The organism is Domibacillus epiphyticus, from assembly GCF_001975785.1.
Classification (GTDB): domain Bacteria; phylum Bacillota; class Bacilli; order Bacillales; family Domibacillaceae; genus Domibacillus; species Domibacillus epiphyticus.
The window spans coordinates 102934-116926 of record NZ_MSFI01000026.1 but is presented as its reverse complement, the minus strand read 5'-3'; the positions used below and the strand labels follow the sequence as shown (position 1 = coordinate 116926).

The following is a 13993-nucleotide window of genomic DNA, read 5'->3' as shown; positions in this document are numbered from 1 at the left end:
AGTTGGGGGTTTCCCCCTGTGAGAGCAGGACGCCGCCAGGCAATCGAAAAGAACAGTATAAGCTGTTCTTTTTTATTTAATAAGATATAAGTGGGCTTGATATTTCCATGCCACCAGTCAACTGATTTTCCTTTTATTATTTATAATATTATAGAAGCAAGTCTCGTTTATAATAGAAAGAAACTTCTAAAAAAGTAGGTAAAATCTATAAACTGTTAAACAGAAATACACAATAAGTTAGAGAAAAAGCTGCGAACTTTCGCGGCTTTTTTGTATTACATGGAAAAATTGTGATATGTTAATCTCATAATATGGGAGGATGGGTAATGAAATGGAAATGAAAATTATGATCATTGAAGATGATCAGTCAATTGCCTTTCAAATGGAAACAAGGTTTGCGCAGTGGTCTTTTCAAACTGTGAAGCCAGAATCTTTTCATGACGTGATGGCAACGTTTATGAAAGAAGAACCACATATCGTTATTGTGGACATACAGCTCCCGGCGTTTGATGGCTTTTACTGGTGCCGGGAAATTCGTGCAGTTTCAACGGTGCCTGTATTGTTTTTATCATCACGTGATCACCCGATGGATATGGTCATGGCGATGCAGATGGGGGCGGATGATTACATACAAAAACCATTTCATATGGATGTTCTTGTTGCAAAAGTGCAGGCTCTTCTCCGGCGTGTATATGCATACGGTGATGATCAGACGGAAGCAGTTCAGTGGAATGGAGCGATCATTGACTTGAAAAAAGGAGCGATCCGCCACGCTGGTGCGGAAGTGGATTTAACGAAAAATGAACTATTCATTTTAACGGTGCTCGTTGATTCGCGCGACAGCATTGTATCAAGAGAAGATTTAATGAAAAAATTGTGGGACGATGCCCGTTTTGTGAATGATAATACATTGACTGTAAATATGACAAGACTACGTCAAAAACTGGGCGGTATCGGACTTGAAGGGTCGATTGTAACGAAAAAAGGACAGGGGTATATGGCGGTGACACTGTCATGAAGAAGATGTTTATAAAGGATAGAATCAGCTGGATCCTTTTTTTTGTTATATGGGTTGCTGCAGGTGATGCGCTCATCTTGCTTGATGATGGGATCGAAATACATACAGAGTCTCTTTTATATTTAAATATATTGCAGCTTATTTTATTAAATCTCTTTCTCATCTGGCGTTTTATAGTCGAAACGTCATTTTATCGATCATTAACATCAATGCAAAAACATGAGGTGGGTGACTGGAATGAAGCGGTTCCTGAAGCACATTTTGGTTCAGAAGAAATTACAAGGGAAACAATTCTTTGTGCTTCCCGCTCGCTGCAGATGCAAATTTCACACTTGAAAGCGGAACAGGCCGAGCATCTTGATTATGTGACATCGTGGGTCCATGAAGTGAAAACACCCCTTACGGCGATGAAACTTATTTTAGACGATAAACAAGGAATGGAAGACGTGATTGACCAGTGGATGAAAATTTATGCATTGGTTGATCAGCAGCTCCATGTCGCACGTTTGCCGGATTTGCAGCATGATTTTATACTGAAAAAAGTTTCACTGCAGTCGATGGTGGTCCCAGAAATACAGGATCTTGCAAAATGGTGCATTGAAAAAAATCTTGAGATTGATTTAGTCAATACAGATAAAGTGGTGACGACTGATCCGAAATGGTGCCGTTTTTTAATTCGTCAGGTGCTTTCCAATGCGGTGAAGTACAGCCCGGTTGACGGTAAGATTCATATTACGGGAGAAAACGAGTCAGACGGCCGGATCCTGCTGAGGATTATAGATGAGGGAAATGGAATTAATCCAGCTGATCTGCCTAAAGTATTTGAAAAGGGGTTTACTGGTGATGCAGGACGGAAATCAAATGCTGCAACGGGGCTCGGGTTGTACTTAGCGGATGCCGTGGCAGAAAGGCTTGGCCACCTTATTCATATTGAATCAAAACGTGGTACAACGGTAACGATTCACTATTTCCCGAGCAATATGTTTGATGAAGTGACAAAAATGTAACGTTTACTCCCTGTTTCGTCACGTGAATCGAACGACTGGGCGGCGATTGACAAAGTATGATAAGGACAGAAAAAACAGGGAGGCATAAAATGAATATTTTAGAAGCGAGACAGGTGAGGAAATCTTATGGAACGAGGAATCAAGTGTATCAAGTGTTGAAAGGCATTGATCTTGACGTACGAGAAGGAGAATTCGTTGGCATCATGGGACCGTCGGGTGCCGGGAAAACGACGCTTTTGAATGTACTGGCATCAATTGACCGGCCGACAGAAGGAGTCATTAAAGTCGGCGGTTCGGATATAGCGCGTATGAAGGACCGTGATTTGTCCAATTTCCGGCGCGAAAAATTAGGATTTATATTTCAAGATTACAATTTGTTAGATACGTTAACAGTTAAAGAAAACGTATTGCTTCCATTATCACTTGGAAAGCAAAACCGGCTGGAATCAGAACGCCGGTATGTCGATATTGCAAAAGCACTTGGAATCCAAGAGCTTTCTACTAAATATCCTAATGAAATTTCAGGGGGACAGAAGCAGCGGACATCAGCAGCACGTGCGCTTATTAACAACCCATCTCTCGTCTTTGCGGATGAGCCAACTGGAGCGCTTGATTCAAAATCGGCATCATCGCTGCTTGGAAACCTTGAAGGAATTAATCGAGAACGGAATGTGACGATCATGATGGTTACGCATGATCCAGTTGCGTCCAGCTACTGCAGCCGCGTTCTGTTTTTAAAAGACGGCCAGTTATATACGGAATTGTATCGCGGTGAAAAAGATAGAAAAGATTTCTTCCAGAACATTATGCGTGTTCAAAGTGCACTGGGCGGTGATGGATATGACGCTGTTTGATCTTGTTCGTCGCAGCATGCGAAAAAATATTCAACATTACTACTTGTATTTTTTCTCTTTCATTTTCAGCGTCATTCTTTATTTCGTTTTTGCAACGCTTCAGCATGATGAGGCGGTTGTAAAAGGGGCAGAGTTGTCTCTTCGACTGGATCAGTCTTTTAAAGCAGCTTCGTACTTATTACTGGCAATCGTCGCGGTGTTTGTCTTATACGCAAATTCGATTTTTTTGAAGCGTCGCAGCAATGAAATCGGATTATATCAGCTGATCGGACTAACACGAGGTGCTGTTGCACGAATGCTCATGACTGAAAATATGCTGCTTGGCGTGGGTGCACTTTTAGTTGGGATTGCAACTGGTATCGTCGTTTCACGGGGATTTTTGCTTTTGCTTGTCAAGCTAATGGGAAAGGAAGCGTTTATTGAGTTGACGATTTCCGGCCCCGCAGTTGCGCAGACTGCCGTTGTTTTTATTCTGCTTGTTGCAGTCACATCGCTTCAGTCTTTCCGGATAGTCTATAAAAATTCGCTAATGGATCTATTTACTGCGAGACGAAAAACTGAATTGCCAAAACAGCCTGGGAAACTTGGACAATTGATATGTGGAATACTTGGGATTGCATTGATTGTATTTGGGTATTGGCATTCAGGCAGGATGGTGAACACTTACTTTATTTTGAACGCCTTTATTGTGCTTGGCGCAACAATTCTAGGTACGTTTTTCTTCTTTCGTTCAACCGTCGGATGGCTGCTTTACTTATGGAGAAAGAAGAAGAATGGGCATCTTGCGTTTCGTGATACGCTGGGTGCCGCGTCCATCATGCATCGTATGAAAAGCAATGCTCGTTCGTTGACGCTTATTACGACGTTGTCAGCGATGACGCTTGGGATGATCGGAGTAGCATATTCTCTGTATTATTCAGTAGATAACTCGACACGCGGCATGTTCCCTTACGATTATGCCTTTAAAAATCAGATGGAATTGGCAGTCTCATTTGAAGAAAAGTTAACAGAAGCGGGCATTTCGTTTGATCACCATAAAATAGACGCGGTTGAGATGCCAGTTGGCGTGGACGATTTGCCGAATCAGATGAGCGCTTATTGGGCTGATTTGAAAGCATCTGTTTTCACAACCAATTCTCTTGAAAAAACAGGAAAGACAGTTTCTGATCCAGAAGGCGGAGTGATTTTGTTCGATACGTTTGCCAATAGCGATATGGCCGGGTCAAATGGAAATATCGGATATGATGTCACGCTCAAGCTGCCAAATAATGAGCTTGATGTCACCGTAAAAGAAGTGGAAGAAAAGCTTGCGATGAATACTGATACGGCCTTTTATCAGCTTGCGGTTGATCGTTCCACATATGATAAAATATCGTCCAATGCTGAGAGATTATCGTATAATGTGTTCAAACTTGATCAGGAAGAAGACAGCAAGAAAGCGTCAGCTATATATAAAAATCTTATACCAAAAGATCAGCAGCAAGCTGTTTACTACGATATGCTGGCGCAACAATTCGAAGCAAATGGTCTGATGATTTTCATTACGGGTTTTCTCGGTCTCGTATTTTTATTGTCGACAGGAAGTATTCTTTATTTCCGCCAGATGACTGAAGCGGAACAGGAAAGACAGACGTTTCGAACATTGCGTCAACTCGGGTTTTCCATTCCGCATATGATGAACAGCATTGTATGGAAGCAGCTGTTTATTTTCGGGCTGCCGCTTGCAATCGGAATCCTTCACGGGATGTTCGCTATTAAATCGGCTTCACCGTTCTTGTTTTCAACGAGTATTGTTTTGCCGGCCACGGTATCATTTCTTTTGTATGCCGCCATTTATGCGATCTTTGCGGCTTTTACAATCGGTTACTATCAAAAAATAATGAAGGAAGTACTTTAAATTAAAGGGCATCTTCAAAAGCTTAACAAGCGATTTGAAGATGTTTTTTTGTGGAAAAATGTTCATATTATGAATCTATAAAACTAGTATTGTAATTAAAAGTTAGAAAACATTGACTAATGAGACTTAATTATTAGTATAATAGTATTAGAATTAATGACTAAATAGGAGGAAAAAATGAAAATTAAGTCAAAGTTAATCATCTTGGCAGCTGTTCTGACAGCCGCGATGGCAGTAACCGGTATATTTTCAATTTATACATTTAAAGATACAGATGAACAAAACGATGAAATGAAAGCTGATGCTGACTTGTTACAGCTTTTTAAACACATTCAGTATAGGCTTGCCGGCATGTCGAATGACGAGCGTGCGTATCTTATTAATGGCGAGTCACAATATCCGGAAGGGATGGAAGAGAAAAAAGCCGATATTAATGAAAGTTTAAATAAGGCATTGTCCATTGCGATTGGAGCGGAAGAAAAAGAAAAGATCCGTGCGATCCAGGAGTATTTCGAAACGTACTGGTCAGTCAGTGAGCAAGTGATATCAAATTATGAAACGAAGAGAGAAACATCTCTCAAACTTCATTTTGAAGAAGAAAGAACGATTCGGAAAGAGCAGCTCGACCCGGCGATTGAGGAACTAATTGAAGAATTAGGAAAGGAAATGACCGGTGATCAAGAGCGAATGGATCGTCAAAACCAGCATAATACATATATTTTAATAGCGCTCGTTCTTATTTCCTGCATTTTTGGTGTGGTTTTTGCCATTTTGATCATTTCTTCCATTTTGAAACCGCTTCGTATGTTTAATGAACAATTAAAAGACATTTCGGAAGGCAATGGTGATTTGACAAAACAAATCAGGTTAACAAAGAAAGATGAGTTTTGGGAACTGGCTAATTCCTTTAATCATTTTACCGCATCATTAAAAAATATGATCTTGAAAATCAATGAGTCTGCTCATTACTTAGCGTCCTCTTCGGAGCAGTTAACGGCGAGTGCAAATCAAACGACGCAGGCAGCTGAACAGGTCACTTCAGCCATTCAACAAATTGCCAGCGGGACAGAAAGTTCATCGGTGAAGATTCAAGAAAACGCATCATTACTTGATCATATTGAGAACGGTGTCACGGGGATTAATAACAACTCCACTGCACTTAAAAACCTTTCAGAGGATACGTCCAAAGCGGCGGAAGATGGCGTCCATTCCGTCAAGAAAAACGTCCAGCAAATGCAATTTATTTATGAATCGATTACTGAATCAAATCAAGTGATTCAATCGTTGTCAGAACGGTCTCAAGAGATCGGAAACATTTTAACGATTATTAGCGGGATTGCGGATCAAACAAATTTACTTGCGCTAAATGCATCCATAGAAGCTGCAAGAGCAGGTGAACATGGAAAGGGATTCGCAGTTGTTGCGGAGGAAGTAAGAAAGCTTGCTGAGCAGTCGCAGCAGTCATCGAAACAAATCGCTCTCTTAATTGATGGCATTCAAAAAGATTCTCAGGCGTCTGTCCACATTATGAGCAAAGTATCAGAAAATGCCGAAATTGGTTTACAGACATCCGAAGAAACGTCCGAGAAGTTTTCAGATATTATGAAGCGGACAAACGAAATGACCCCGCAAATTGAAGAAGTGTCAGCAGTGATGCAGAAAATAACGGATAATGTGGCAAAGTTTAAAGCAACTGCGGACATTATTGCTGCAACAGCTCAAGAAAACACAACAAGCACTGGCGAAGTATCTGCTTCAACAGAAGAGCAGCTGGCATCAATGGAAGAAATTACGTCTTCCATCAAATCGATTTCAAACACAGCTGAAGAATTAAAAGACCTGGTTGACCAATTTAAAATATAAGTACAACATCAGTCCCTCTTTTTTGTATAGATCAGGGACTGATGTTTTTTTGTGTAGGTTATAACCTCTTCTATAGTAAGAAATTGTTTATGGAAACGGTAAAGTGGAATAATTTTAGCAAGCAAAGGAGGGACCGGGATGTTTTTCTGGCTTAGTTTGTTGTTTGCCATTGGATTTTCCATTATTCATTTATCTTCAAAATACATGACGTTTGTTCGAACGGAACACCGCAGCCGGTTTCTTTCATTTGCGGGAGGCGTCGCAGTTTCCTATGTCTTTGTCCATTTACTGCCTGATTTAATGACACATCAGCAAATATTGGAAAGGGAAAGCAACGGCATGTTGCCGTTTGTTGAAAATCATGCATACCTGGCTGCTTTATTCGGTTTAACGTTGTTTTATGGTCTTGAAAGTGCGGTCACGAAAAAGGTAAAACAGGAACCATCTCATAAGGGATCGGGTGTTTTTTGGGTACATATTGTGACATTCTTTTTTTACAACATGTTGATCGGTTATTTGATCATTCAGGATAAATTCGATCATTTTGCTGGAATGGTCTTTTACTTTTTAGCGTTGTCTGTTCACTTTGTCATGATGGATCAAAGTATGAGGGAAACCCATCAAGATATTTATGATCGATATGGCCGCTGGTTACTGAGCATCGGCGTTTTAATCGGGTGGGGAATCGGGGCCATAACGGAGCTGAATGAGGCACTCATTTCCACATTATTTGCTTTTTTGGCAGGAGCACTTGTCTTAAATGTCCTGAAGGAAGAGATTCCGAAAGAGAGGGAAAGCAGCTTTCCTGCTTTTTTGATCGGTTTAATGATTTATACGGTCCTTCTGATTATGTAATGTTTGGTTCAGTTAAAAAAAGGGCACAATAGGAAAAAAGAAAAGTGGGATAAAGCATGCCGAAGATTGTATCTGTCAGCACGGTTCGCCTGCCGAATAAACTGAAGCAGGAAAAGACAATGGAATTTGCCCGTAATTTATTTAAGGATGACTTCCAGGATATTGAGCGGCTGCTTTCCGTCTTTCAAAATGGGGAAATTAAAACACGGCATTTCTCGATGCCGCTTGAATGGTATGAACGTGAACATAGCTTGCAGGAACGGAATGATTTATATATTAAGCTCGCAACAGAGTATGGCATTAAAGCTGTTGAAAACTGTTTAAGGAATGCTCGGTTTTTACAGCAGCCAGTGGCGTTTAAAGAGATTGATGCGATTTTTTTTATTTCAAGCTCCGGCATGGCAACGCCCGGGATCGAAGCAAGAATAATGAACCGGCTGCCATTTTCTGCGGATACAAAACGTATTCCAATTTGGGGCCTGGGCTGTGCGGGAGGAGCGGCAGGCGTCAGCCGTGCTTATGAATACTGTCTTGCGTTTCCAGAATCGAAAGTACTCGTTATCTCTATAGAATTATGCAGCTTAACCTTTCAACGAAACGACCGTTCAAAAAGTAATCTAATCGGCACATCGTTGTTTGCGGACGGAGCTGCCTGTGCTTTGATCACTGGTGATCACGCAAATGTACAGACGAACCGGCTTACACCATCGATTTTGAAAGGAGAGTCGAAGCTGTTGCCGGATTCGGAAAATGTAATGGGATGGGACATGAAAGACAGCGGTCTTCATGTTATTTTTTCCCGTGATATTCCATCTATCATTCGTAACTGGCTTGGCGGCTTTGTTGAGGGATTTTTACAAAAGGAACACCTTTCAATGAAAGACATTGCCCATTTTGTTGCACATCCTGGCGGAAAGAAAGTGCTGGATGCATATGAAGATACACTATTTTTATCAAACGAAAAAACAGAGCATGCCCGAAATGTTCTTTCTGAATTTGGAAACATGTCTTCGCCAACTGTTTTATACGTGCTGGAACGTTTTATGGTAAATGAAGTACACAGTGAAGATTACGGACTAATGGCTGCTCTTGGACCGGGGTTTTGCGGTGAGTTAGTGCTGCTGAAATGGAAGGGTGAAGAATGATAATCTTTTTGTTCATTATCACAATTGTTTGTTTGCAGCGGATTGTGGAACTGGTCATTGCGAGGCGTAATGAAAAGTGGATGCGCAAACAAGGAGCGGTCGAAGCAGGAGCGGAGCACTATCCGCTTATTGTTGCGCTTCATATTTGTTTTTTCATTAGTCTAGCAGTTGAAGTGGTCATGATGGAAAGGTCACTAAGCCCATGGTGGCCGCTTTTGCTCACCCTATTTTTATTCGCACAGGCGGGCAGAGTGTGGAGTTTGTTTTCCCTTGGCCGTTTCTGGAATACAAAAATTATAATTTTACCGGGAGCAAAAGTAGTAAAGCGTGGGCCATACAGATGGATTCGGCACCCGAATTATGTTATTGTCGCTGCTGAAATACTTGTTTTGCCTCTTTTGTTCCAGGCATACTATACGGCACTTGTTTTTTCAGTATTAAATGCAATCGTGTTATCGATCCGCATTCCAACTGAAGAAAAAGCGCTGATGAAGGCAACAGATTATAATGAAATTTTTCGCAAAGGCTGACATGATTTAAATAAGTATCAATCACAAAGGAAAGAGGTCTCATACTAAGAGGTCTCTTTCCTTTTTTTATCAATAAATCTCCAACTAACCATACAATGAAACTTACTTTCAAATCTAAATATTTAATCATTTTACATTTTAATAAGTTTCATTTAAAATAAAAAACCTGACTAAATTCATAGGATTGGAAGTGTATAATATGGCACAAACTACTGTAAATACACCAAAACAATTCAAATACAATCCGACTACGGTCGTAACAGAACTTAGTCCGATGCAAAAACCACTGGTAATTGCAGGGCTTCTTGCAGCAATTATTCTATTATTTGCAATTGTCACAACGACAAACTGGACTCAAGGAATCTTGTATATTATTGGATTGTTGCTTGGTGCAACACTGCTTCACGCGCGTTTTGGATTTACTTCTGCCTTTCGCCGGCTCATGTCAGTCGGGAATGTACAGGGTCTTCAGGCTCACATGCTGATGCTTGCAATCGCAACAACGCTATTTGCGATTATACTAAGTACAGGATTTAGCTTTACCGGTGTAACACCGGCCGGGTATGTTTCGCCTGTCGGTATTAGTGTGATTTTCGGGGCATTTATTTTTGGAATCGGTATGCAGCTTGGGAACGGCTGTGCTTCCGGGACATTGTATTCCGTTGGGGGCGGCTCTTCATCAATGATTTTGACGCTCCTATCCTTTATTGCAGGTTCCGTTCTTGGCGCCTATCATTTCACATTCTGGATGGAAGATACGCCTGCGCTGCCGCCAATTTCGTTGGCAGAATCAACAGATCTTGGTTTCTTTGGTGCGTGGTTGGTTCAAATGGTGCTGTTTGCGGTCATTTATTGGGTAACGATTCAAATTGCGAAAAAGAAAAATCCTCCGATGATGAAACCACTGCCAACAACAACGGGTTGGAAAAAAGTGATCCGCGGTTCTTGGCCGCTTTTTGCAGCAGCAATCGTTTTAGCTGTATTAAACGCCTTGACGTTAACAATTAGAGGGAATCCTTGGGGCATCACATCAGCCTTTGCTCTTTGGGGAGGAAAAGCCCTTATGGCAACAGGCATCGATGTGTCAACATGGGGCTATTTTTCAGGACCGAACGGTGCCGCTCTGACACAAACGGTTTTGGCTGACTCTACAAGCGTCATGAACTTCGGCATCATGTTGGGTGCCTTTATTTCAGCTGCTGCGCAGGGAACATTTAAGCCTGGGAAAATCAAGCCAGGAGTTGCAGCAGCTTCGATCGTCGGCGGGATCATGATGGGGTATGGAGCCCGTCTTGCATTCGGCTGTAACATTGGAGCTTACTTTGGCGGGATTGCATCATTCAGCCTGCATGGATGGGTATGGATGGTGATGGCGATGCTTGGTACATTCGCTGCTTTATTCATACGGCCGCTTTTCGGGTTGAAAAATCCTAAATCAACAGATTCTATCTGTTAAGCAGATGATAGATTTAGAAAAAAAGAACTTATCCCAAATGAAGGGATAAGTTCTTTTTCATTAGAAAGCCGATTCCATTACATGACAAAACCGCCATCAACATATAAGGTTTGTCCCGTCATGAATTTACTCCAATCGGAAGCGAGAAATAAAACAGGACCGGCAATATCCTCAGGAAGGGCAATTCGGCGAAGAGGTGTTTGGGCTATAATCAGTTCTTTCATTTCTTCTTTTGTGTGTTTGCTTGCACTCGTTGGGTATACGAGTCCTGGTGCAACGCAATTCACTCGTATTCCGAAGGGGCCAAGCTCTGCAGCTAAATTTCTGCTGTAGCCCATAAGTGCTGTTTTAGCGGTATTGTATTCATGATAAGGGACAATAGGTCTTTCAACTAAATTACTAATGACATTTACAATGCTTCCATGGCTTTGTTTTTTCATCATTGGAAAAACCGCCTGGCACATATAGTGGGCAGAACGTACAGCTCCATCGATTTGTTCCTGATAATCTTCCCATTTTAACTCCCAAGCCAGTTTACGCTCATCCGGATTAAAAACATACGGTTTGAACGCATTGTTTACCACAACATCAATTTTCCCCATCTCCAGGATCACCTGGTTCACCATTTCGTTTACGTCACTTTCGGAAGTGACATCTGCTTGTATAGGAAATCCATCTCCGCCAACTTCTATACAGGTTTCAGCAATCTTTTCAGCTGCCTCTCTATTTTTCACATAATTGACGACGACGGATGCACCTTCAGCGGCGAAAGCGAGGGCAATCGATGCGCCAATCCCCCGACTTGCGCCTGTAACGAGAACTACTTTTCCTTTGAAATTTCCCATGTTCGTCCTCCATTACGGTTTAGGAATAAGCTCGCCATTTACAACTTCTTTCATATTCAGGCGGTTTTCGATTAAGCCAAGTTCTTGGTAGGTGTCCGCTCCTTGCTGGAGGATGTCAGCATCAAGTGCACCTAATCCTTGCGCTTCTGTTAATTCCGAGATACTGGATGCATTTCGAAGTTTGATAATTTCTAAGTTTTGTTTTTCATTTTTTCCGTCAATTGCATATTCCTTTGCTAGTAATGCCGCTTCATCCGGATTGTCAATCATCCATTGTGCGCTTTCTTGATATGCTTCTAGAAAATTCGTTAATTCTTCTTTTTTCTCTTCAAATGTTTTCTCAGTCACAACAAATACATCACTTGGAATATTCAAGTAGTCTTTTACTTCTAATACATTGACTTCTCCTAATCCTTTTTGTTTGCCGATGACCAATCCTGTATCAGTTGCCGCTGTAGCATCAACTTGTCCTTGCATTAATGGAGCAAAATTTAAAAGGCCTGTTTCAACAATGGCAACATCCTTTTCTGACAGGCCTACTTGATTTAACGCTACGAGCAGGTTTTGGCGGGTGCCGCTGGAAAGGCTATACACACCGATAGTTTTTCCTTTTAAATCTTCTGGTTTTGTAATATTTTTCTCTTTCAAAGACACAATATTAAACACATTTTGTGGATAGACATTATAGAGAACTTTTAACTTTTCTCCTTTATCGAGTGCAAAATATAGTGAACCCGGATCGGTAAATGCAATGTCTGCCTGTCCGGATAAAATATTTTTAATCGCATCTCCTCCGCCTGCACCAGGGATAACTGTAAGATCTAGTCCTTTATCTTTAAAAAATCCTTTTTCCTCATCGACTAATAAATTTGTTTGTTCCGTTATGGGCTGGCTCCAGCTTGCTACTTTCAGTTCCTGCTGTTCTTTTGATTCAGATCCTTCTTTATTTTCTTCCTTTTCGCTGCAGGCAGCAAGGAAGATGGATGTGAAAACGAATAATAGCGCAAATACATGTTTGATATTCATTTTTTTGGCTCCTTCATATAGGGTTTTGACCAACGTTTTTCTAGTACATTCACTAGCTGATAAAGCAGCATGCCAATAAGCGTTAGTAAGATTAAAGAGGAAAACATCAATGGCGTGTCCATCATGCCTTGAGATGCAATGATCACTGCTCCTAGTCCTTCACTGCCCCCAATAAATTCACCAACCACGGCTCCTACGACTGCCAGTACAACAGCAACCCGGAGTCCTGCCAGAATCCCAGGCATGCCCGCAGGAATTTTCAAATGAATTAATGTTTGCCATCGGCTGGCTTTCAGCATCCGAAATAACTCTATTTTTTGCTTATCAATATATTGAATAGATGTAACTGTATTTTCCAGTAGCGGAAAAAAACAAATCAATGCTGTAATGACGACTTTGGATGTCATATCAAACCCAAACCAGAGAATGAAAAGCGGTGCCAGTGCAAGTTTAGGAACCGCTTGGCTGGCAATGACATAAGGAAAAAGAAGCTTTCGTAAAAACACGCTTTCTCCCATTAGTATGCCGATGACAAATCCAAAAAGGCTTCCCGCGAACAGACCCAGTAAGATTTCCAGTGTCGTACGAACAATATGGGGCGTAAAATAGCCGCTTGACAGCCCTTCAAACAGCGTAAACAAAATAACAGAAGGGGCAGGCAATATAAGCTCTGACATATTTCCAGCGGCTGCTTCCCACAAAATAATCAATAGTAGAAAGAGCAGGAATGAATAGACTCGAATGTTTTTCATGATTGTTCACCACTCATTACCTGACGAATGTTTAAACAAAGGTCATTAAAATATGGATCATATCTCATTTTCATCGTACGTGGTTTTAAGAGCTCCACATTTACATCATAAATGATTTTCCCTTGATCCATGACAGCAACGCGATCAGATAAGTAGACGGCTTCTGAAATATCATGCGTAATAAAAAGCACTGTCGTATGTTGCGCCTGGCAAATTCTTAATAAATCTTCTTGCAGTTCTTCTCTTGTGATAGCATCCAACGCTGCGAATGGTTCATCCAAAAAAAGCATAGAAGGCTTTTGAATCAATGCTCTTGCAATTGCGACACGGCTTTGCTGACCTCCTGACAGATGCTGCGGATACTGAGTAAGATGTGAAGACAGTCCAAGCATGTCTAATAATGAGGCAGCATGTTTCCTGTCTTCTTTCGTTATCTTCCTTTTTAGAGAAACAGGGAGCAGTACATTATCCATTACTGTTTTCCATTCTAGTAGGGTAGGAGATTGAAACACAAATCCGCATTCATGAGAAGGTTCAGTTAAATTATTTCCCTGGAAATAGACATTCCCTGTGTCTGGTTTAAGCAATCCAGAGGCAAGTTTTAATAATGTTGTTTTTCCACAGCCGCTTTTTCCGACTAAACAATGGAATTCCCCTTTTTCAATCGTCCAGTTAATCTTTTTGATGATGGGAGTATTTCCTTCATACCCATATGTTCCATCTTGAATTGTTAAAAATGACATTC

General features: G+C 41.2%; 13 protein-coding genes. 9 read left to right on the top strand and 4 right to left on the bottom strand.

Features of this window, described 5'->3' with window-relative positions:
• Positions 1–331: 331 nt before the first annotated feature.
• From BTO28_RS14800 to BTO28_RS14760, 9 genes are all read left to right on the top strand, one after another.
• A complete protein-coding gene (locus BTO28_RS14800; RefSeq protein ID WP_198936781.1) occupies positions 332–1018 on the top strand; it encodes a response regulator transcription factor in 687 nt (228 codons plus the stop codon).
• The gene (locus BTO28_RS14795) at positions 1015–2025 is read left to right on the top strand and encodes a sensor histidine kinase (protein ID WP_076767640.1); all 1011 of its coding nucleotides are present in this window, start codon (positions 1015–1017) and stop codon (positions 2023–2025) included. The genes BTO28_RS14800 and BTO28_RS14795 overlap by 4 nt, the downstream gene beginning before the upstream one ends.
• Before the next feature lie 89 nt (positions 2026–2114).
• A complete protein-coding gene (locus tag BTO28_RS14790; protein WP_076767639.1) occupies positions 2115–2879 on the top strand; it encodes an ABC transporter ATP-binding protein in 765 nt (254 codons plus the stop codon).
• Positions 2866–4776, top strand: a complete 1911-nt coding sequence (locus BTO28_RS14785; protein ID WP_076767637.1) for an ABC transporter permease — start codon at positions 2866–2868, stop codon at positions 4774–4776. Before BTO28_RS14790 ends, BTO28_RS14785 begins: the two co-directional genes overlap by 14 nt.
• Before the next feature lie 177 nt (positions 4777–4953).
• Entirely contained in the window at positions 4954–6639 is a 1686-nt protein-coding gene (locus BTO28_RS14780) for a methyl-accepting chemotaxis protein (RefSeq protein WP_076767635.1), read from the top strand.
• Positions 6640–6777: 138 nt separating this feature from the next.
• Positions 6778–7494, top strand: coding sequence for a hypothetical protein (locus BTO28_RS14775; RefSeq protein ID WP_076767633.1), 717 nt, complete (start codon positions 6778–6780; stop codon positions 7492–7494).
• A gap of 56 nt (positions 7495–7550) precedes the next feature.
• Entirely contained in the window at positions 7551–8639 is a 1089-nt protein-coding gene (locus BTO28_RS14770) for a type III polyketide synthase (protein ID WP_076767631.1), read from the top strand.
• A complete protein-coding gene (locus tag BTO28_RS14765) occupies positions 8639–9169 on the top strand; it encodes an isoprenylcysteine carboxyl methyltransferase family protein (RefSeq protein WP_076767660.1) in 531 nt (176 codons plus the stop codon). Before BTO28_RS14770 ends, BTO28_RS14765 begins: the two co-directional genes overlap by 1 nt.
• 199 nt (positions 9170–9368) lie before the next feature.
• A complete protein-coding gene (locus BTO28_RS14760; RefSeq protein WP_076767629.1) occupies positions 9369–10625 on the top strand; it encodes a YeeE/YedE family protein in 1257 nt (418 codons plus the stop codon).
• Positions 10626–10702: 77 nt separating this feature from the next.
• Here BTO28_RS14760 and BTO28_RS14755 read toward each other — a convergent pair whose 3' ends face one another.
• From BTO28_RS14755 to BTO28_RS14740, 4 genes are read right to left on the bottom strand one after another with little or no spacing between them, the layout of a single operon-like run.
• Positions 10703–11470, bottom strand: coding sequence for an SDR family oxidoreductase (locus BTO28_RS14755; RefSeq protein ID WP_076767628.1), 768 nt, complete (start codon positions 11468–11470; stop codon positions 10703–10705).
• Positions 11471–11482: 12 nt separating this feature from the next.
• On the bottom strand, positions 11483–12496 hold the full coding sequence (locus BTO28_RS14750; RefSeq protein ID WP_076767626.1) for an ABC transporter substrate-binding protein: 1014 nt from the start codon (positions 12494–12496) through the stop codon (positions 11483–11485).
• Positions 12493–13248, bottom strand: coding sequence for an ABC transporter permease (locus BTO28_RS14745; RefSeq protein WP_076767624.1), 756 nt, complete (start codon positions 13246–13248; stop codon positions 12493–12495). Before BTO28_RS14745 ends, BTO28_RS14750 begins: the two co-directional genes overlap by 4 nt.
• On the bottom strand, positions 13245–13991 hold the full coding sequence (locus tag BTO28_RS14740; RefSeq protein ID WP_076767622.1) for an ABC transporter ATP-binding protein: 747 nt from the start codon (positions 13989–13991) through the stop codon (positions 13245–13247). The genes BTO28_RS14745 and BTO28_RS14740 overlap by 4 nt, the downstream gene beginning before the upstream one ends.
• Positions 13992–13993 lie beyond the last annotated feature (2 nt).